The following is a 20,533-nucleotide window of genomic DNA, read 5'->3' on the forward strand; positions in this document are numbered from 1 at the left end:
CACTGTGGGCGCGGACACGCGGAGGCCGCGTGCGGGGCGGCTCCGGCGACGCCCGCGATTCTTCGAGCTTTCCACTCCCGTCACGGTGCGTCCATACGAACGACCGCAACCCGTCGCCCACCGCGGGTCGCGCGCCGTTCGCCGGATCCCGCCGACCGGTGCGGGTGCCCGCCCGTCGCCCGCACGCGCGCGTGGCTACGATGGGCCAGCCGGTGGTCAGCAGGGGCCGCACGGCGACACCGACCCTCGGGAAGGCCATGCTGAACAAGTACGCGCGTGCATTCTTCACGCGTGTTCTCACACCGTTCGCCGCGTTTCTCATCCGCCGGGGCGTGAGCCCGGACACGGTCACGCTGATCGGCACCGCCGGTGTGATCGCGGGTGCGCTGGTCTTCTACCCCCGGGGTGAGTTCTTCTGGGGCACGGTCGTGATCACGCTGTTCGTCTTCTCCGACCTCGTCGACGGCAACATGGCCCGCCAGCTGGGCCGCTCCAGCCGCTGGGGCGCCTTCCTGGACTCCACCCTGGACCGGGTCGCCGACGGCGCGATCTTCGGCGGCTTCGCCCTGTGGTACGCGGGCGGCGGGAACGACAACGTCCTGTGCGCGGTGTCGATCTTCTGCCTGGCCAGCGGCCAGGTGGTGTCGTACACCAAGGCGCGCGGCGAGTCGATCGGCCTGCCGGTCGCCGTCAACGGGCTCGTCGAGCGCGCCGAGCGGCTGGTGATCTCCCTGGTCGCGGCCGGTCTGGCCGGCCTGCACGCGTTCGGTGTGCCGGGCATCGACGTCCTGCTGCCGGTCGCGCTGTGGCTGGTCGCGGTGGGCAGCCTCGTCACGCTGGTGCAGCGGGTCGTCACGGTCCGCAGGGAGTCCGCCGAGGCGGAGGCGGCCGACAGGGCCGCCCAGGGCCCGGAGAACGCCTCCCACGGCAGCGAGGCGGCGACGTGAGCGCTCAGGACCGTCTGGCGGACGCGCTGTACGGGCTCGGCTGGAGCACCGTGAAGAAGCTCCCCGAGCCGGTCGCGGTGCGGCTCGGCCGTACCATCGCCGACGTCGCCTGGAAGCAGCGCGGCAAGGGCGTGCTGCGGCTGGAGAGCAACTACGCGCGCGTGGTGCCCGACGCGAGCCCCGAGCGGCTGGCGGAGCTGTCCCGCGCGGGCATGCGCTCGTACCTGCGCTACTGGATGGAGTCGTTCCGGCTCCCCGCGTGGAGCCCCGAGCGGATCGCGGCCGGCTTCGACCCCAAGGACCTGCACCACCTCACCGACGCCATCGCCACCGGCAAGGGCGTCATCGCCGCCCTGCCGCACCTGGCCAACTGGGACCTGGCGGGCGCCTGGGTCACCACCAAGCTGAACATCCCGTTCACGACCGTCGCCGAGCGGCTGAAGCCGGAGACGCTCTACGACCGTTTCGTCGCCTACCGCGAGGGCCTCGGCATGGAGGTGCTGCCGCACAACGGCGGTTCCGCCTTCGGCACGCTCGCCCGGCGGCTGCGCGACGGCGGGCTGGTCTGCCTGGTCGCCGACCGCGACCTGTCCGCGTCCGGGGTCGAGGTGACCTTCTTCGGCGACAGCGCGCGGATGCCCGCCGGGCCCGCGCTGCTGGCCCAGCAGACCGGCGCGCTGCTGCTCCCGGTGACGCTCTGGTACGACGACTCGCCCGTCATGCGGGGACGGCTGCACCCCCCGATCGAGGTACCGCAGTCAGGTACCCGGGCCGAGAAGACGTCTGTGATGACACAGGCGCTGGCAGACGTCTTCGCCCAGGGAATCGCCGACCACCCGGAGGACTGGCACATGCTCCAGCGCTTGTGGCTCTCGGACCTCGACCCCGCGAAGAGGCCGTCGTGAGAATCGGCATCGTCTGCCCCTACTCGTGGGACGTGCCCGGCGGCGTCCAGTTCCACATCCGCGACCTCGCCGAGTACTTCATCCGCCTCGGCCACGAGGTGTCCGTCCTCGCCCCCGCCGACGACGACACCCCGCTGCCGCCGTACGTCGTCTCGGCCGGCCGCGCGGTGCCCGTGCCGTACAACGGCTCGGTGGCCCGGCTGAACTTCGGCTTCCTGTCGGCGGCGCGGGTGCGGCGGTGGCTGCACGACGGCGCGTTCGACGTGATCCACATCCACGAGCCGACCTCCCCCTCGCTGGGCCTGCTGACCTGCTGGGCCGCGCAGGGACCGATCGTGGCCACCTTTCACACCTCCAACCCGCGCTCCCGCGCGATGATCGCCGCCTACTCGATCCTCCAGGCGGCGCTGGAGAAGATCAGCGCGCGCATCGCGGTCAGCGAGTACGCCCGCCGGACCCTGGTGGAACACCTCGGCGGCGACGCGGTGGTCATCCCCAACGGCGTCGACGTCGACTTCTTCGCCAAGGCCGAGCCGAACCCGGACTGGCAGGGCGGCACGATCGGCTTCATAGGCCGCATCGACGAGCCCCGCAAGGGCCTGCCGGTGCTGATGCGGGCGCTGCCCCGGATCCTCGCCGAGCGTCCGCAGACCCGGCTGCTGGTCGCGGGCCGCGGCGACGAGGAGGAGGCGGTCGCGTCCCTGCCGGCCGAGCTGCGTTCCCGCGTGGAGTTCCTCGGCATGGTCAGCGACGCGGACAAGGCGCGCCTGCTGCGCAGCGTCGACCTGTACGTCGCGCCCAACACCGGCGGCGAGAGCTTCGGCATCATCCTCGTCGAGGCGATGTCCGCCGGCGCGCCCGTGCTGGCCTCCGACCTCGACGCCTTCGCCCAGGTCCTGGACCAGGGCGCGGCGGGCGAACTGTTCGCCAACGAGGACGCGGACGCCCTCGCGGAGGCGGCCCTGCGGCTGCTGGGCGACCCGGTCCGCCGCGCCGAGCTGAGCGCCCGCGGCAGCGCCCACGTCCGCCGCTTCGACTGGTCGACCGTCGGCGCGGACATCCTGTCGGTGTACGAGACGGTGACGGCCGGCGCGGCGGCGGTCGCCGCGGACGAGGGCCCCGGCGGAGCCGGCGGCCTGCGGGCACGGCTGCGGCTGGCGCGGGACTGAGGCGGGGATCGCGGGGAGCGGGGGTACGGACGGGGGCGCACGGGAAAGGCGGGGAGCGCGGGGCTACGGGCGGGGGCACCGGGAAACGCGGAGGAGCGCGGGGGCTGCAGGCGGGGGCACCGGGAAACGCGGAGGAGCGCGGGGGCTGCAGGCGGGGGCACCGGGAAACGCGGAGGAGCGCGGGGCCTTGACAGCCACCACCCCAGGTGACCCGGTGGAGCCGCCGCCGCGCCCCGGTAGCCTTGCCGCCCGTGATCGAAACCCTCATCTGGATCCTCGTCGGCCTCATCGCGATCGGCCTCTATCTCAGCTGGACGGCCGGCCGGCTGGACCGGCTGCACGCCCGGATCGACGCCGCCCGCGCCGCGCTCGACGCGCAGCTGCTGCGCAGGGCTTCGGTGGCGCAGGAGCTGGCGACGTCGGGGGTGCTCGACCCTGCCGCCTCCATCGTGCTGTACGAGGCCGCGCACGCCGCGCGGCAGGCCGAGGAGGAGCACCGGGAGGTCGCCGAGAGCGAACTCAGCCAGGCGCTGCGGGCCGTCTTCGAGTACCCCCAGCAGGTCGAGGTGGTCCGGGAGGCCCCCGGGGGCGAGGAGGCCGCCCGGGAGCTCGCGGAGGCCGTGCGCCGCGTGCCGATGGCCCGGCGCTTCCACAACGACGCGGTCGGCGCCGCCCGCAGGCTCCGCGAGCACCGCAAGGTCCGCTGGTTCCGGCTGGCCGGCCACGCCCCGTTCCCGCTGGCCTTCGAGATGGACGACGAGCCCCCGGCGGCCCTGCTGGACCGGTCCGCCTGACCGGGGTGCGGCACCGCCTGCCGGGGGTGAACCGGACATAGACGACGTCGACCGACAGCCCCGCGGAAGGAAAACGAGCCACCGCCTTCCCATTGGCCCTTGCTGTGGCCTGGGCCTCTCGCGTTTCCTCGGGGAGGCAGTAACCCCTCTTTCTTTCCCCGAGTGAGGTCAACCCGTGTCCACCACGCTCCCCAACTCCGCCCAGACCCCCGAGACCGGCACCGCGCGCGTGAAGCGCGGCATGGCCGAGCAGCTCAAGGGCGGCGTGATCATGGACGTCGTCACGCCGGAGCAGGCGAAGATCGCCGAGGACGCGGGCGCCGTCGCCGTCATGGCCCTGGAGCGCGTCCCGGCCGACATCCGCAAGGACGGCGGTGTGGCCCGCATGTCCGACCCGGACATGATCGAGGGCATCATCAACGCCGTCTCGATCCCGGTCATGGCCAAGTCGCGTATCGGCCACTTCGTCGAGGCGCAGGTCCTGCAGTCCCTCGGCGTGGACTACATCGACGAGTCCGAGGTCCTCACCCCGGCCGACGAGGTCAACCACTCCGACAAGTGGGCGTTCACCACCCCCTTCGTCTGCGGCGCCACCAACCTGGGCGAGGCCCTGCGCCGCATCGCCGAGGGTGCCGCGATGATCCGCTCCAAGGGCGAGGCCGGCACCGGCAACGTCGTCGAGGCGGTCCGCCACCTGCGCCAGATCAAGAACGAGATCGCCAAGCTGCGCGGCTACGACAACAACGAGCTGTACGCCGCCGCCAAGGAGCTGCGCGCCCCGTACGAGCTGGTCAAGGAGGTCGCCGAGCTGGGCAAGCTCCCGGTCGTGCTGTTCTCCGCCGGTGGCGTGGCCACCCCGGCCGACGCCGCGCTGATGCGCCAGCTGGGCGCCGAGGGCGTCTTCGTCGGCTCCGGCATCTTCAAGTCCGGCGACCCGGCCAAGCGCGCCGCCGCCATCGTGAAGGCCACCACCTTCTACGACGACCCGAAGATCATCGCGGACGCGTCCCGCAACCTCGGCGAGGCCATGGTCGGCATCAACTGCGACACCCTCCCCGAGACCGAGCGCTACGCCAACCGCGGCTGGTAAGCACCCTCAAGGACTGCACGTACATGACTGACGCACCCGTCATCGGCGTCCTGGCCCTCCAGGGCGACGTACGGGAGCACCTGATCGCCCTGGCCGCGGCCGACGCCGTGGCCAGGCCGGTGAGGCGCCCCGAGGAACTCGCCGAGGTGGACGGCCTCGTCCTGCCCGGCGGCGAGTCCACCACCATCTCCAAGCTGGCCATCCTCTTCGGCGTGATGGAGCCCCTCCGCGCGCGCGTGCGGGACGGCATGCCGGTCTACGGCACCTGCGCGGGCCTGATCATGCTCGCCGACAAGATCCTCGACCCGCGCTCGGGCCAGGAGACCATCGGCGGCATCGACATGATCGTCCGCCGCAACGCCTTCGGACGCCAGAACGAGTCCTTCGAGGCGTCCGTCGACGTCAAGGGCGTCGAGGGCGACCCCGTGGAGGGCGTCTTCATCCGCGCCCCCTGGGTGGAGTCCGTCGGCGCTCGGGCCGAGGTGCTGGCCGAGTACGACGGCCACATCGTCGCCGTACGCCAGGGCAACGCGCTGGCCACGTCGTTCCACCCGGAACTGACCGGCGACCACCGCGTGCACTCCCTGTTCGTCGACATGGTGCGCGCGAACCGGGAAGCGGCTTCCTTGTAGGATTCCTGGCGTTCGTATCTGGATGGGTTACGCGAAGGAGACAGGCAGATGTCCGGCCACTCTAAATGGGCCACGACGAAGCACAAGAAGGCCGTGATCGACGCCAAGCGCGGCAAGCTCTTCGCGAAGCTGATCAAGAACATCGAGGTCGCGGCCCGCATGGGTGGCGCCGACCCGGACGGCAACCCGACGCTGTACGACGCCATCCAGAAGGCGAAGAAGAGCTCGGTCCCGAACAAGAACATCGACTCCGCGGTCAAGCGCGGCGCCGGTCTCGAGGCCGGTGGCGCCGACTACGAGACGATCATGTACGAGGGCTACGGCCCGAACGGTGTCGCGGTGCTCATCGAGTGTCTGACCGACAACCGCAACCGTGCCGCCTCCGAGGTCCGCGTCGCCATGACCCGCAACGGCGGCTCCATGGCCGACCCGGGCTCGGTGTCGTACCTGTTCAACCGCAAGGGCGTCATCATCGTCCCCAAGGGTGAGCTGACCGAGGACGACGTCCTCGCCGCCGTCCTGGACGCCGGTGCCGAGGAGGTCAACGACCTCGGCGAGACCTTCGAGGTCATCAGCGAGCCGTCCGACCTGGTCGCGGTCCGCACCGCCCTCCAGGACGCCGGTATCGACTACGAGTCCGCCGACGCCAACTTCGTCCCGACCATGCAGGTCGAGCTGGACGAGGAGGGCGCCAAGAAGATCTTCAAGCTGATCGACGCGCTCGAGGACAGCGACGACGTCCAGAACGTCTTCGCCAACTTCGACGTCAGCGACGAGATCATGGAGAAGGTCGGCGCCTGACGCCGCGCCGGGCAGCGCAGCGAGCCGGACATGCCGCACGGGCCGACGGGACACACCCCGTCGGCCCGTCGCTTTGCGCGGCGTTGTCAGTGGCACCCGATAGCCTGCACAAACAGGTGAACGAAGGAGGGGCGGGTGCGCGTACTGGGGGTGGACCCGGGGCTGACCCGGTGCGGTGTGGGAGTCGTGGAGGGCGTGCCCGGCCGGCCGCTCACCATGCTCGGCGTCGGTGTGGTGCGCACACCGGTCGACGCTGAGCTGGGCGACCGCCTCGTCGCGGTGGAGCAGGGCATCGAGCGGTGGCTCGACGAACACCGCCCGGAGTTCGTGGCGGTGGAGCGCGTCTTCAGCCAGCACAACGTGCGTACGGTGATGGGCACCGCCCAGGCCAGCGCCGTCGCCATGCTGTGCGCCGCCCGCCGCGGCATCCCCGTCGCCCTGCACACGCCCAGTGAGGTCAAGGCCGCCGTCACCGGCTCCGGCCGCGCGGACAAGGCCCAGGTCGGCGCCATGGTCACCCGCCTGCTGCGGCTGGCCGCGCCCCCCAAGCCCGCCGACGCGGCCGACGCCCTCGCGCTCGCCATCTGCCACATCTGGCGCGCCCCCGCGCAGAACAGACTCCAGCAGGCCGTGGCCCAGAACCGCCTCCAGCAGGCGGTCGCCCAGCACGCGGCGGCAAGAGCGGCACAAGCGACACCAGCAGCACAAGTGACACGAGCAGCACCGGCGTCACGAGCCGAGCACGCATCACCAGCAGCACCGGCGTCACGAGCAGCCCAGGCATCACCAGCAGCACAAGCAACGCAAGCAACGAAAGGCCGTACGACATGATCGCCTTCGTCAGCGGCACGGTCGCCGCCCTCGCCCCGGACACCGCGGTGGTCGAGGTCGGCGGTGTCGGCATGGCCGTCCAGTGCACGCCGAACACCCTGTCCACGCTCCGCGTGGGGCAGCCCGCCAAGCTCGCCACCTCCCTGGTCGTCCGCGAGGACTCCCTCACGCTGTACGGCTTCGCGGACGACGACGAACGCCAGGTCTTCGAGCTGCTCCAGACCGCGAGCGGCGTCGGCCCCCGCCTCGCCCAGGCCATGCTCGCCGTGCACAGCCCCGACGCCCTGCGCCGCGCGGTCTCCACCGGCGACGAGAAGGCGCTCACCGCCGTCCCCGGCATCGGCAAGAAGGGCGCCCAGAAGCTGCTGCTGGAACTGAAGGACCGCCTCGGCGAACCCCTCGGCGCGCCCGCCGTCGGCGCCCCGGTGAGCCAGGGCTGGCGCGACCAGCTGCACGCCGCCCTCATCGGCCTGGGCTACGCGACCCGGGAGGCCGACGAGGCCGTCGCCGCCGTGGCCCCCCAGGCCGAGGCCGCCGAGGGCACCCCCCAGGTGGGCCAGCTGCTGAAGGCGGCGCTCCAGACCCTCAACAGAGCCCGCTGACCGGCCCGCGCGGGGCCCGCCGCCCGGCGCGACGCGCGCCCCGGCTCCGCGCCCGCTCCCCCTTCCGCGCCCCCGCGCCGCCCGCCGCTCCACGCGCCCCGGCCACGATTCGGCCGGAAACCACCCCCGCGCGCGGCACCCGCACCCGCGTACGCCCCATCCGACCGCGACCCCCGAGGCACACTCCATGAACTGGGACGACACGACCGACACCTCCGCCGCCGAGCGGCTCGTCGGTGCGTCCGCCGACCGCGAGGACCAGGCCGTCGAAGCCGCCCTGCGCCCCAAGGACCTGGGCGAGTTCATCGGCCAGGAGAAGGTCCGCGAGCAGCTGGACCTCGTGCTGCGCGCCGCCCGCGCGCGCGGCGCCACCGCCGACCACGTGCTGCTCTCCGGCGCCCCGGGCCTCGGCAAGACCACCCTCTCGATGATCATCGCGGCGGAGATGGGCGCCCCCATCCGCATCACCTCCGGCCCCGCCATCCAGCACGCCGGCGACCTCGCGGCGATCCTCTCCTCCCTCCAGGAGGGCGAGGTGCTGTTCCTCGACGAGATCCACCGCATGTCCCGCCCCGCCGAGGAGATGCTCTACATGGCGATGGAGGACTTCCGCGTCGACGTCATCGTCGGCAAGGGCCCCGGCGCCACCGCCATCCCCCTCGAACTGCCCCCGTTCACCCTGGTCGGCGCCACCACCCGGGCCGGCCTGCTGCCGCCCCCGCTGCGCGACCGCTTCGGCTTCACCGCGCACATGGAGTTCTACGAACCCGCCGAGCTGCAGCGCGTCGTCCACCGCTCCGCGAGCCTGCTCGACGTCGAGATCGACCCCGACGGCGCCGCCGAGATCGCCGGCCGCTCCCGCGGCACGCCCCGGATCGCCAACCGCCTGCTGCGCCGGGTGCGCGACTACGCGCAGGTCAAGGCCGACGGCGTCATCACCCGGGAGATCGCCGCGGCGGCCCTCGCGGTCTACGAGGTCGACGCGCGCGGCCTCGACCGCCTGGACCGGGCCGTCCTGGAGGCCCTGCTCAAGCTGTTCGGCGGGGGACCGGTCGGCCTGTCCACGCTCGCCGTCGCGGTGGGGGAGGAGCGGGAGACCGTCGAGGAGGTCGCCGAGCCCTTCCTGGTCCGCGAGGGCCTGCTGGCCCGCACCCCCCGCGGGCGGGTCGCCACCCCGGCCGCATGGGCGCATCTCGGCCTCACCCCGCCCGGCCCGCAGGCCCCGGGAAACGGACAACAGGACCTGTTCGGGACGTGACGGCGAGGGATTCACCGGAGCAGGAACTCCGGTGTCATGCTGAGCGTTGTTCCCTGCGCGCGGACTCGCTTAGACTCCGCCGATGCCGCCTAAGTCGGCGGCGCACACACCCCCAACCATCAGGCCGCTCACCATCGCGGTCGTGTGAAGGAAGTACCGACCCGTGAGTCTCGTGACCCTCCTCCCGTTCATCGTGCTCATCGGGGCCATGATCCTGATGACGCGGTCGGCCAAGAAGAAGCAGCAGCAGGCCATCGAGATGCGGAACCAGATGCAGCCCGGTTCCGGCGTCCGCACGATCGGGGGCATGTACGCCACGGTCAAGGAGGTCAACGAGGACACGGTCCTCCTCGACGCCGGGCCGGGCGTCGACCTGCTCTTCGCCAAGAACGCGATCGGTGCCGTCCTGCCGGACGACGAGTACAACCGCATCGTCCACGGCATCGAGCACGACCTGAAGTCCGACTCGGACGTCGTCCCGGACGACGCCTCCGCCCTCACCGAGACCGACGGCGACTCCGACGCTGCCGCCGCCTCCGACGACAAGTCCGTCGACCTCGGCAAGAAGGACGCGGAGCCCTCCGACGACACCGCGGACGCGGCGCCGAAGAAGACCGACGGCGACACCGACGCGAAGTAGCGATGTCCCGGGGCGCGCGAGCGGGACTCGCGTTCCCCGGGACAGCCGCATCCCGCGCGGGATCCCGACACCATGTCATGGCCGCCGGCCCGCCCACCGGGCGCGAGGCGGCCCGAGAGGGAGTACGAGAAGGTGGCAGCACCTAAAAGGGGCCGGAACGCGAGCGCCCAGAGCAAGCCGGGGCGCTCGCTGGCCCTGATCCTGATCGCCATCGTGGCGCTCACCGGCGGCATGTTCGCCTCCGGTCACACCACTCCGCGGCTCGGCATCGACCTGGCCGGCGGCACGAGCATCACGCTCCGCGCCGTCCCGGAGGACGGCAACGAGGCAGCGATCAACAAGACCAACATGGACACCGCGGTCTCCATCATGGAGCGCCGCGTCAACGGTCTTGGCGTCTCGGAGTCGGAAGTCCAGACGCAGGGTGATCGCAACATCATCGTGAACATTCCCAAGGGCACGAACTCCAAGCAGGCCCGGGATCAGGTCGGCACCACCGCCAAGCTGTACTTCCGGCCCGTCCTGGCCACCGAGCCCACGGGCGGCGCCGCCACCCCCTCGCCCAGCGGATCCCCGAGCGCCTCTCCCAGCGCGTCGGGGAAGGCCACCGACAAGGCGAGCCCGTCCGCGTCCGCCTCCGCGGGCGCGACGACCCCGTCGGCCTCCGCCACCACCCAGGGCCGCGCCGTCACGGACGCCCTGAAGGCCGACCCCACGCCGTCCGGCAGCGCCTCCGGTTCCCCGTCGGCGAGCGGGTCCCCCTCGGCCACCTCGCCGTCCGCGAGCGGCGCCGGCGCCGACGGCGACGCCCAGGCCGCCTACGCCGCGCTCGACTGCTCCAAGGAGAGCGCGCGCAACAAGGCCGGCGACGGCTCCAAGCCCGAGGACACCACCGTCGGCTGCGGCGAGATCCAGGGCGTCTGGTACAAGTACCTGCTCGGCCCGGCCGCCGTCGACGGCACCGAGGTCAAGAAGGCCCAGGCCGTCTACGACACCCAGAGCGGCGCCGGCTGGAAGGTCCAGATGGACTTCACCGGCGAGGGCGACAAGAAGTTCGCCGACATCACCGGCAAGCTGGCGCAGAACCCCTCGCCGCAGAACCAGTTCGGCATCGTCCTGGACGGCCAGGTCGTCTCCAGCCCGTTCGTCAGCCAGGCGATCACCGGCGGCAACGCCGAGATCTCCGGCAGCTTCACCCAGCAGGAGGCCCAGGGCCTCGCCAACATGCTGTCGTACGGCGCCCTCCCGCTGACCTTCAAGGAGGACAGCGTCACCACGGTCACCGCGGCGCTCGGTGGCGAGCAGCTGGAGGCCGGTCTGATCGCGGGCGCCATCGGCCTCGCCCTGGTCGTGCTCTACCTGGTGGTCTACTACCGGGGCCTGTCGCTCGTCGCGATCGCCTCGCTGCTGATCTCCGCCGCCCTCACCTACGTGATCATGTCGCTGCTCGGCCCGGCCATCGGCTTCGCGCTGAACCTGCCGGCCGTCTGCGGCGCCATCGTCGCCATCGGCATCACGGCGGACTCGTTCATCGTCTACTTCGAACGGGTCCGGGACGAGATCCGCGAGGGCCGCTCCCTGCGCCCCGCCGTCGAGCGGGCCTGGCCGCGCGCCCGGCGCACCATCCTGGTCTCCGACTTCGTGTCCTTCCTCGCCGCGGCGGTGCTGTTCATCGTCACCGTCGGCAAGGTCCAGGGCTTCGCCTTCACGCTCGGCCTGACCACCGTCCTCGACGTCGTGGTCGTGTTCTTCTTCACCAAGCCGCTGCTGACGCTGCTCGCCCGCCGCAAGTTCTTCGCGGACGGCCACACCTGGTCCGGCCTCGACCCGAAGCGCCTGGGTGCCCGGCCGCCGCTGCGCCGCACCCGCCGTCCGGCCGCCGGCCCCGTCGAAACGAAGGAGGCCTGAGATGTCGAAGCTCGGCAACCTCGGCGCCCGACTGCACCGTGGCGAGGTCGGCTACGACTTCGTCAAGAACCGCAAGCTCTGGTACGGCATCTCGATACTGATCACCATCACGGCCATCGTCGGCCTGGCGGTGCGCGGCCTCAACATGGGCATCGAGTTCCAGGGCGGTGCCGTCTTCACCACCGGCAAGACCCCCGTCTCGGTCTCCCAGGCCGAGGAGTACGCGGAAGAGGCCTCCGGCCACGACGCCATCGTCCAGAAGCTCGGCAACAGCGACGACGGCGCCCTGCGCATCCAGGTCGCGGGCATCGACACCGAGCGGTCCGACCAGATCAAGGACCGGCTGGCCGAGGACATGAAGGTCGACGCCGAGACGATCAACGCCGAGCTGGTCGGCCCCAGCTGGGGTGACCAGATCGCGAACAAGGCCTGGCAGGGCCTCGGCATCTTCCTGATCCTCGTGGTGATCTACCTGGCGATCGCCTTCGAATGGCGCATGGCGGTCGCGGCGTTCGTCGCCCTGATCCACGACATCACCATCACGGTCGGCATCTACGCCCTCGTCGGCTTCGAGGTCACACCGGGCACGGTGATCGGTCTGCTGACCATCCTCGGTTACTCGCTCTACGACACGGTCGTCGTCTTCGACAGCCTCAAGGAGCAGACGAAGGACATCACCAAGCAGACCCGCTGGACCTACAGCGACATCGCCAACCGGTCGATCAACAGCACCCTGGTCCGCTCGATCAACACCACGGTGGTCGCGCTGCTGCCGGTCGCGGGCCTGCTGTTCATCGGCGGCGGTGTCCTCGGCGCCGGCATGCTCAACGACATCTCGCTGTCGCTGTTCGTCGGCCTCGCCGCCGGCGCGTACTCCTCGATCTTCATCGCCACGCCGCTCGTCGCCGACCTCAAGGAGCGCGAGCCGCAGATGAAGGCGCTGAAGAAGCGCGTCCTGGCCAAGCGGGCGCAGGGCGGTGAGCAGGGCGAGCCGCAGACCGACCGGACCGACGACGAGGTGTACGCCGACGAGGACGTGGCCCCCGCGGTCGTCGGCCCGCGCGACCAGTCCGGGTCCCGCACCCGCCGCGGCCGGCCGTCCGGGAAGCGCCGATGACCGACATCAAGGAGCTGCTGCTCAGCCGCATCCGCGACGTCGCGGACTACCCGGAGCCGGGCGTGATGTTCAAGGACATCACCCCGCTCCTGGCGGACCCGGCGGCCTTCACCGCGCTCACCGACGCGCTGGCCGAAATCGTGGAGCGCACCGGCGCCACGAAGGTCGTCGGCCTGGAGGCCCGCGGCTTCATCCTCGGCGCCCCGGTCGCCGTCCGCGCGGGCGTCGGCTTCATCCCGGTCCGCAAGGCCGGCAAGCTCCCCGGAGCCACCCTGCGCCAGGCCTACGACCTGGAGTACGGCTCGGCGGAGATCGAGGTGCACGCCGAGGACCTGACCGCCGAGGACCGCGTCCTGGTCATCGACGACGTCCTGGCCACCGGCGGCACCGCCGAGGCCTCCCTCCAGCTGATCCGCCGCGCCGGCGCCCGCGTCGCCGGTGTCGCGGTGCTCATGGAGCTGGCCTTCCTCGACGGCCGCAGCCGCCTGGCACCAGCCCTCGACGGCGCCCCGCTGGAGGCGCTGCTCGTCGTCTGAGCACCCCGCGAGGCCGCGGTCGCGGCCGTATGACACCGCTGAGGCGGGCCCGGAGGAATCCGGCGCCCGCCTCATGTGTTTCCACAGTGGACCGCCTTCACATCGGCCTGAAGGCGATCCTCAGGCCCAGGCTCGCTACCATGGGGTTTCCGGAGCCTGACCGGGGGACCCGGATCGCGCACGAGGAGCCCTCTTGCCAGACGAGGCCCAGCACCTGACCGCCGCCAAGCCCGAGCGCGCCTCGGACTCCGCGGCCACGCCCGCGCCGCACGCGAAGAACGACACCCGCGGGACGGCCGAGCACGGCCAGAACGGCCGGTCCGCGCCCGTCGCCAAGCCCGCCGAGCAGCAGGCCCGCCCCAAGCCGGCCCCTCCCGAGCGCTCCCAGAGGCCTTCCGCAAGCTCCGGTCAAGGGGGGACCCCCGTCGCCCCCACGCCCCCGATCCGCCCCGCCACACCGCCCCAGCCCGCGCGCTCCGGCTCCTCGAACCGCGTCCGCGCCCGGCTGGCCCGGCTCGGCGTGCAGCGCGCCAACCCGTACAACCCGGTGCTGGAGCCGCTGCTGCGGATAGTCCGGAGCAACGACCCCAAGATCGAGACGTCGACGCTCCGCCAGATCGAGCGCGCCTACCAGGTCGCCGAGCGCTGGCACCGCGGCCAGAAGCGCAAGAGCGGCGACCCGTACATCACGCACCCCCTCGCCGTCACCACCATCCTCGCCGAGTTGGGCATGGATCCGGCCACCCTGATGGCGGGCCTGCTGCACGACACCGTCGAGGACACCGAGTACGGCCTGGAGGACCTGCGCCGCGACTTCGGCGACGTGGTCGCCCTGCTCGTCGACGGCGTCACCAAGCTGGACAAGGTCAAGTTCGGCGAGGCCGCCCAGGCCGAGACCGTGCGCAAGATGGTCGTCGCCATGGCCAAGGACCCGCGCGTCCTGGTCATCAAGCTCGCCGACCGCCTGCACAACATGCGCACCATGCGCTACCTCAAGCGCGAGAAGCAGGAGAAGAAGGCGCGCGAGACCCTGGAGATCTACGCGCCGCTCGCCCACCGCCTGGGCATGAACACCATCAAGTGGGAGCTGGAGGACCTCGCCTTCGCGATCCTCTACCCCAAGATGTACGACGAGATCGTCCGCCTGGTCGCCGAGCGCGCCCCCAAGCGGGACGAGTACCTGGCCATAGTGACCGACGAGGTCCAGCAGGACCTGCGCGCCGCCCGCATCAAGGCGACGGTCACCGGCCGCCCCAAGCACTACTACAGCGTCTACCAGAAGATGATCGTCCGCGGCCGTGACTTCGCGGAGATCTACGACCTGGTGGGCATCCGCGTCCTCGTGGACACCGTCCGCGACTGCTACGCGGCCCTCGGCACGGTGCACGCGCGATGGAACCCGGTCCCCGGCCGGTTCAAGGACTACATCGCGATGCCGAAGTTCAACATGTACCAGTCGCTGCACACGACGGTCATCGGCCCCAACGGCAAGCCCGTCGAGTTGCAGATCCGCACGTTCGACATGCACCGCCGCGCCGAGTACGGCATCGCCGCGCACTGGAAGTACAAGCAGGACGCCGTGGCCGGCGCCTCCAAGGTCCGCACCGACGTGCCGAAGGCGTCCGGTAAGGACAAGGACGCCATCAACGACATGGCGTGGCTGCGGCAGCTCCTGGACTGGCAGAAGGAGACCGAGGACCCCAGCGAGTTCCTGGAGTCCCTGCGCTTCGACCTGTCCCGCAACGAGGTCTTCGTCTTCACCCCCAAGGGCGACGTCATAGCGCTCCCCGCGGGGGCCACCCCCGTGGACTTCGCGTACGCCGTCCACACCGAGGTCGGCCACCGCACCATAGGGGCGCGGGTCAACGGGCGCCTGGTCCCGCTGGAGTCCACCCTGGACAACGGCGACCTGGTGGAGGTCTTCACCTCCAAGGCGCCCGGCGCCGGCCCGTCCCGCGACTGGCTCGGCTTCGTGAAGTCGCCGCGCGCCCGCAACAAGATCCGCGCCTGGTTCTCCAAGGAGCGCCGCGACGAGGCGATCGAGCAGGGCAAGGACGCCATCGTCCGCGCCATGCGCAAGCAGAACCTGCCGATCCAGCGCATCCTCACCGGCGACTCCCTGGTCACCCTCGCGCACGAGATGCGCTACCCCGACATCTCCGCGCTGTACGCGGCGATCGGCGAGGGCCATGTCTCCGCGCAGAACGTGGTGCAGAAGCTCGTCCAGGCCTTCGGCGGCGAGGAGGCGGCCACCGAGGAGATCGACGAGAGCGTGCCGCCGTCGCGCGGACGCGGCCGCAAACGCCGAACCAGCGCCGACCCGGGCGTGGTCGTCAAGGGCGTCGAGGACGTGTGGGTCAAGCTGGCCCGCTGCTGTACGCCGGTCCCCGGCGACCCGATCATCGGCTTCGTCACGCGCGGCAGCGGTGTCTCCGTGCACCGCAGCGACTGTGTGAACGTCGAGTCGCTGTCGCGCGAGCCGGAGCGGATGCTCGACGTGGAGTGGGCGCCCACCCAGTCCTCGGTGTTCCTGGTCGCCATCCAGGTCGAGGCGCTGGACCGCTCCCGGCTGCTGTCGGACGTCACCCGCGTCCTGTCCGACCAGCACGTCAACATCCTCTCCGCGGCCGTCCAGACCTCCCGCGACCGCGTCGCCACCTCCCGCTTCACCTTCGAGATGGGCGACCCGAAGCATCTCGGCCATGTGCTGAAGGCGGTCCGGGGCGTGGAGGGCGTGTACGACGTGTACCGGGTGACCTCGGCGCGCAACCGGACGTAACGCGGCATACGAAAAGGGGCTCCCCGCGCGGGGAGCCCCTTTTCGTACGACCGCGGGCGTCAGCCCCCGAACTCCTGGAGACCCTTCAGCGCCTGGTCCAGCAGCGCCTGACGGCCCTCCAGCTCCCGCTCCAGCTTCTCCGCCTTCGCGTTGTTGCCCTGGGCGCGCGCCTGCTCGATCTGGCCCCTCAGCTTGTCCACGGCGGCCTGGAGCTGGCCGGTGAGACCCTCGGCACGCGCGCGTGCCTCCGGGTTGGTCCGGCGCCACTCGGCCTCCTCGGCCTCCTGGATCGCCCGCTCGACCGCGTGCATCCGCCCCTCGACCTTCGGCCGGGCGTCGCGCGGCACGTGGCCGATGGCCTCCCAGCGCTCGTTGATCGAGCGGAAGGCGGCCCGCGCGGCCTTCAGATCGGTGATCGGGAGCAGCTTCTCGGCCTCCTCGGCCAGCTCTTCCTTGAGCTTCAGGTTCTCGGCCTGCTCGGCGTCACGCTCGGCGAACACCGAGCTGCGGGCGGCGAAGAACACGTCCTGGGCGCCGCGGAAGCGGTTCCACAGGTCGTCCTCGTGCTCGCGCTGCGCCCGGCCGGCCGCCTTCCACTCCGCCATCAGCTCGCGGTAGCGGGCGGCGGTCGGACCCCAGTCGGTGGAGTTCGACAGCGCCTCGGCCTCGGCGACCAGCCGCTCCTTGGTCTTGCGGGCCTCCTCGCGCTGCGCGTCGAGCTGCGCGAAGTGGGCCTTGCGACGCTTGGAGAACGCCGACCGGGCGTGCGAGAAGCGGTGCCACAGCTCGTCGTCCGACTTGCGGTCCAGCCGAGGCAGTCCCTTCCAGGTGTCCACCAGCGCCCGCAGCCGCTCGCCGGCCGCCCGCCACTGGTCGGACTGGGCCAGCTCCTCCGCCTCGGCGACCAACGCCTCCTTGGCGTGCCGGGCCTCGTCGGCCTGCTTCGCGCGCTGCGCCTTGCGCTCCTCGCGGCGCGCCTCGACGGTCTGCACCAGCTTGTCCAGCCGGGCCCGCAGGGCGTCCAGGTCACCCACGGCGTGGTGCGCGTCGACCTGCTCGCGCAGATGGTCGATGGCCGCCATGGCGTCCTTCGCGGACAGGTCGGTGGTCTTCACTCGCTTCTCGAGGAGGCCGATCTCGACCACCAGGCCCTCGTACTTGCGCTCGAAGTAGGCCAGCGCCTCGTCGGGGGAGCCGGCCTGCCAGGAACCGACGACCTTCTCGCCGTCGGCCGTACGCACGTACACGGTCCCCGTCTCGTCGACGCGGCCCCACGGGTCGCTGCTCACAGCGCCTCCTCCACATGATGCCTGCGGGGGGCCTCAGCTCCCCCGGGCATCGTCCACAGTTTCGTCACGGCCAACATAGGCGACCAGCGGGTTGCCTGTCCGCATCCCGCGCGACCGAAATTCGCAGATGGCGGTCAGGATTTCGTGACGGTCGCCTTGTCGATCACGACCGTCGCGTTGGGGGCGCCGTCACCGGCACCGGTGTTCTCGCCCGCGGCGGCGATCTTTTTCAGGACCTTCAGACCCGCCTCGGAAACCGTACCGAACGGGGTGTAGTTCGGCGGCAGCTGACTGTCCTGGTAGACCAGGAAGAACTGGCTGCCGTTGGTGTTGGGTCCGGAGTTGGCCATCGCCACCGTGCCCGCCGGGTAGACGTTGCCCTTCAGGCTCTTGTCCTTCAGGTTCTCGTCCTTGATCTGGTACCCCGGACCGCCGCTGCCGCTGGCCGTCGGGTCGCCGCACTGGAGCACGTAGATGCCGTTGGTGGTCAGGCGGTGGCACTTCGTGTGATCGAAGTAGCCCTTCCCGGCGAGGAAATTGAACGAGTTCACGGTGTGCGGGGCCGCCGACGGCTTCATCGCGACGTCTATGTCACCGCAGGTCGTCTGGAGCCTCATCGTGTACTTCGCCGACTTGTCGATGGTCATCGCCGGTTCCTTCTTCCAGCTCATCGACTCGACCTTGCCCTTGGCGGGCTTGTCGCACGGGTCCGGCGGCGTGCTGGTGGCGCTCGGGGTGACCTCCGCGCCCGCGTTCTCCTTGCCGTCGTCCTTCAGGGCCCCGGTCGTGTACAGCGCGAGGCTGCCGACCAGGATGACGCCGAGCGCCGATGCGATCACCGCGTTGCGCGTGCGGGCCTTGCGCCGCGCGGCGGTACGCCGCTGCTGCTGCCGCAAGAACTTCTCCCGGGCGAGCTGACGCCGCCGCTGCTCCTGGCTGACCACCGGGTTTACTCCTCATACGTCTCGTACGTCGACGGGTGGTACGCGTGCGTCTGTGTGAGCGACCGCCTGCGTGTGCCCCGTACCGTATATGGGTTCGCTGAGGAAACGGCAGCGCCGGTAGGCTCTGACGGAAGCCGTAGCCGCCCGTATCGACACAACGAAGGACGATCGTGCTCATTGCCGGGTTCCCCGCCGGGGCCTGGGGGACCAACTGTTACCTGGTCGCCCCCGCCGCCGGTGAGGAGTGCGTGATCATCGACCCGGGCCACGAGGCGGCCCCAGGAGTCGAAGAGGCGCTCGAGAAGCATCGGCTCAAGCCCGTCGCCGTCGTCCTCACCCACGGCCACCTCGACCACGTCGCCTCGGTCGTCCCGGTGTGCGGCGCGCACGACGTACCGGCCTGGATCCACCCCGAGGACCGGTACATGATGAGCGACCCCGAGAAGGCCCTCGCCCGGTCCATCGGCGCCCAGCTGCTGGGCGACCTGACCGTGGGGGAGCCGGACGACGTCAGGACGCTCACCGACGGCGCGAAGCTGGAGCTGGCCGGCCTGGAGCTGACCGTCGCGCACGCGCCCGGCCATACCAAGGGGTCGGTGACCTTCGGCCTGCCCGAGGCGGCGGACATCCCGCCGATCCTCTTCTCGGGCGACCTGCTGTTCGCCGGCTCCATCGGACGCACCGACCTGCCCGGCGGTGACATGGCCGAGATCCTCGACTCGCTGGCCCGCGTGTGCCTGCCGCTCGACGACTCGACCGTGGTGCTGTCCGGCCACGGCCCCCAGACGACCATCGGCCGCGAGCGCGCCACCAACCCGTATCTGCGGCAGGTGGCGGCCGGCCAGGGAGCGCACGTCGACGCTCCCCGACGAGGAATGTGACGAGAGACCTCCCGTGAGCACCTTCAAGGCCCCCAAGGGCACCTACGACCTGATCCCGCCGGACTCCGCGAAGTACCTGGCGGTCCGCGAGGCGATCGCCGCCCCGCTGCGCAACTCCGGCTACGGCTACATCGAGACGCCCGGCTTCGAGAACGTCGAGCTGTTCGCGCGCGGTGTCGGCGAGTCCACCGACATCGTGACCAAGGAGATGTACGCCTTCGAGACCAAGGGCGGCGACAAGCTGGCCCTGCGCCCCGAGGGCACCGCGTCCGTGCTGCGCGCGGCCCTGGAGGCCAACCTGCACAAGGCGGGCAACCTCCCGGTCAAGCTCTGGTACTCCGGCTCGTACTACCGCTACGAGCGCCCCCAGAAGGGCCGCTACCGGCACTTCTCCCAGGTCGGCGCCGAGGCGATCGGCGCGGAGGACCCGGCGCTGGACGCCGAGCTGATCATCCTCGCCGACCAGGCGTACCGCTCGCTCGGCCTCAGGAACTTCCGCATCCTGCTGAACAGCCTCGGCGACAAGGAGTGCCGTCCGGTCTACCGGGCCGCCCTCCAGGACTTCCTGCGCGGCCTCGACCTCGACGAGGACACCCTGCGCCGCGCGGAGATCAACCCGCTGCGCGTCCTCGACGACAAGCGCGAGTCGGTCCAGAAGCAGCTGGCGGGCGCCCCGCTCCTGCGCGACTACCTGTGCGACGCCTGCAAGTCGTACCACGAGGAGGTCCGCGAGCTGATCACCGCCGCCGGCGTCGCCTTCGAGGACGACCCGAAGCTGGTCCGCGGCCTGGACTACTACACCCGGACCACTTTCGAGTTCGTCCACGACGGTCTCGGCTCCCAGTCCGCGGTGGGCGGCGGCGGGCGCTACGACGGCCTGTCCGAGATGATCGGCGGCCCCGCGCTGCCGTCCGTCGGCTGGGCCCTCGGCGTCGACCGCACCGTCCTCGCCCTGGAGGCGGAGGGCGTCGAGCTGGAACTGCCCGCCGCCACCAGCGTGTTCGCGGTGCCGCTCGGCGAGGAGGCCCGCCGGGTCCTGTTCGCCAAGGTCAACGAACTGCGCAAGGCGGGCGTCGCGGCGGACTTCTCGTACGGCGGCAAGGGCCTCAAGGGCGCGATGAAGAACGCCAACCGCAGCGGCGCCCGCTACACGATCGTGGCCGGCGAGCGCGACCTCGCCGAGGGCGTCGTCCAGCTCAAGGACATGGAGTCCGGCGAGCAGACCGCGGTCGGCGTCAACGAGATCGTGGCGGAGCTGGAAGCGCGGCTCGGCTGACGATCGGCAGACGGAGTGCCGAGGGGGGGGGGGGGGGGGGGGGCGCGCCCCCCCCCCCGGGGGGGGCCCCCCGGGGCGGGCCGAGACGTGGGTGGGGCCCCGGCCGGATGTAGATTGGGGAGCGCAGCGTGGGT

19 protein-coding genes are annotated in these 20,533 nt (G+C 71.4%); 17 read left to right on the top strand and 2 right to left on the bottom strand.

The genetic code is table 11. The annotated features are described in order from the left end of the window. The first annotated feature begins 200 nt into the window (after positions 1-200). The 15 genes from pgsA to ACIG0D_RS33770 all read left to right on the top strand — a co-directional run bounded on the left by pgsA (position 201) and on the right by ACIG0D_RS33770 (position 16,009). Positions 201-947 (top strand): phosphatidylinositol phosphate synthase, encoded by a 747-nt coding sequence (gene pgsA, locus ACIG0D_RS33700; protein WP_399808854.1) that lies wholly within the window; start codon positions 201-203, stop codon positions 945-947. After that, on the top strand, positions 944-1,852 hold the full coding sequence (locus tag ACIG0D_RS33705) for a phosphatidylinositol mannoside acyltransferase (RefSeq protein WP_399808776.1): 909 nt from the start codon (positions 944-946) through the stop codon (positions 1,850-1,852). Before pgsA ends, ACIG0D_RS33705 begins: the two co-directional genes overlap by 4 nt. Then, on the top strand, positions 1,849-3,021 hold the full coding sequence (locus ACIG0D_RS33710; RefSeq protein ID WP_399808778.1) for a glycosyltransferase family 4 protein: 1,173 nt from the start codon (positions 1,849-1,851) through the stop codon (positions 3,019-3,021). Before ACIG0D_RS33705 ends, ACIG0D_RS33710 begins: the two co-directional genes overlap by 4 nt. 251 nt (positions 3,022-3,272) lie before the next feature. Further along, entirely contained in the window at positions 3,273-3,815 is a 543-nt protein-coding gene (locus tag ACIG0D_RS33715) for a hypothetical protein (protein WP_365763742.1), read from the top strand. Between the two features lie 175 nt (positions 3,816-3,990). Then, entirely contained in the window at positions 3,991-4,905 is a 915-nt protein-coding gene (pdxS, locus tag ACIG0D_RS33720; protein WP_399808782.1) for a pyridoxal 5'-phosphate synthase lyase subunit PdxS, read from the top strand. Positions 4,906-4,928: 23 nt separating this feature from the next. Beyond that, entirely contained in the window at positions 4,929-5,537 is a 609-nt protein-coding gene (gene pdxT / locus ACIG0D_RS33725; protein WP_399808785.1) for a pyridoxal 5'-phosphate synthase glutaminase subunit PdxT, read from the top strand. A gap of 48 nt (positions 5,538-5,585) precedes the next feature. Further along, the gene (locus ACIG0D_RS33730; protein WP_165996732.1) at positions 5,586-6,338 is read left to right on the top strand and encodes a YebC/PmpR family DNA-binding transcriptional regulator; all 753 of its coding nucleotides are present in this window, start codon (positions 5,586-5,588) and stop codon (positions 6,336-6,338) included. Between the two features lie 135 nt (positions 6,339-6,473). Beyond that, entirely contained in the window at positions 6,474-7,169 is a 696-nt protein-coding gene (gene ruvC, locus ACIG0D_RS33735) for a crossover junction endodeoxyribonuclease RuvC (protein WP_399808789.1), read from the top strand. Continuing rightward, on the top strand, positions 7,166-7,771 hold the full coding sequence (ruvA, locus tag ACIG0D_RS33740; protein ID WP_399808792.1) for a Holliday junction branch migration protein RuvA: 606 nt from the start codon (positions 7,166-7,168) through the stop codon (positions 7,769-7,771). The genes ruvC and ruvA overlap by 4 nt, the downstream gene beginning before the upstream one ends. A gap of 187 nt (positions 7,772-7,958) precedes the next feature. Then, on the top strand, positions 7,959-9,029 hold the full coding sequence (gene ruvB / locus ACIG0D_RS33745; RefSeq protein ID WP_399808795.1) for a Holliday junction branch migration DNA helicase RuvB: 1,071 nt from the start codon (positions 7,959-7,961) through the stop codon (positions 9,027-9,029). Between the two features lie 163 nt (positions 9,030-9,192). After that, positions 9,193-9,669: a preprotein translocase subunit YajC gene (gene yajC, locus ACIG0D_RS33750; RefSeq protein WP_399808798.1), complete on the top strand. Its 477-nt coding sequence runs from the start codon at positions 9,193-9,195 to the stop codon at positions 9,667-9,669. A gap of 132 nt (positions 9,670-9,801) precedes the next feature. Next, positions 9,802-11,577 carry a protein translocase subunit SecD gene (gene secD, locus ACIG0D_RS33755; protein WP_399808801.1) on the top strand — a complete coding sequence of 592 codons (1,776 nt, stop codon included), beginning with the start codon at positions 9,802-9,804 and terminating at the stop codon, positions 11,575-11,577. 1 nt (position 11,578) lies between these two features. Beyond that, positions 11,579-12,694, top strand: a complete 1,116-nt coding sequence (gene secF / locus ACIG0D_RS33760; RefSeq protein ID WP_399808804.1) for a protein translocase subunit SecF — start codon at positions 11,579-11,581, stop codon at positions 12,692-12,694. Further along, a complete protein-coding gene (locus ACIG0D_RS33765) occupies positions 12,691-13,230 on the top strand; it encodes an adenine phosphoribosyltransferase (RefSeq protein WP_399808807.1) in 540 nt (179 codons plus the stop codon). Before secF ends, ACIG0D_RS33765 begins: the two co-directional genes overlap by 4 nt. Positions 13,231-13,423: 193 nt before the next feature. After that, the gene (locus ACIG0D_RS33770) at positions 13,424-16,009 is read left to right on the top strand and encodes a RelA/SpoT family protein (protein WP_399808810.1); all 2,586 of its coding nucleotides are present in this window, start codon (positions 13,424-13,426) and stop codon (positions 16,007-16,009) included. A gap of 59 nt (positions 16,010-16,068) precedes the next feature. Here the strand turns inward: ACIG0D_RS33770 and ACIG0D_RS33775 are convergent, their stop codons facing one another. Further along, complete coding sequence (locus ACIG0D_RS33775) at positions 16,069-17,298, bottom strand: DUF349 domain-containing protein (protein ID WP_399808813.1); 1,230 nt, start codon at positions 17,296-17,298, stop codon at positions 16,069-16,071. Between the two features lie 134 nt (positions 17,299-17,432). Beyond that, on the bottom strand, positions 17,433-18,242 hold the full coding sequence (locus tag ACIG0D_RS33780; protein ID WP_399808816.1) for a peptidylprolyl isomerase: 810 nt from the start codon (positions 18,240-18,242) through the stop codon (positions 17,433-17,435). Between the two features lie 170 nt (positions 18,243-18,412). Here ACIG0D_RS33780 and ACIG0D_RS33785 point away from each other — a divergent pair, with 170 nt between their 5' ends. Both ACIG0D_RS33785 and hisS read left to right on the top strand, forming a co-directional pair. Continuing rightward, a complete protein-coding gene (locus ACIG0D_RS33785) occupies positions 18,413-19,123 on the top strand; it encodes an MBL fold metallo-hydrolase (protein WP_399808818.1) in 711 nt (236 codons plus the stop codon). 13 nt (positions 19,124-19,136) lie between these two features. Then, on the top strand, positions 19,137-20,399 hold the full coding sequence (gene hisS, locus ACIG0D_RS33790; RefSeq protein ID WP_399808821.1) for a histidine--tRNA ligase: 1,263 nt from the start codon (positions 19,137-19,139) through the stop codon (positions 20,397-20,399). Positions 20,400-20,533: the final 134 nt, after the last annotated feature.

It is taken from the genome of Streptomyces sp. NPDC052773 (genome assembly GCF_044547145.1).
Classification (GTDB): domain Bacteria; phylum Actinomycetota; class Actinomycetes; order Streptomycetales; family Streptomycetaceae; genus Streptomyces.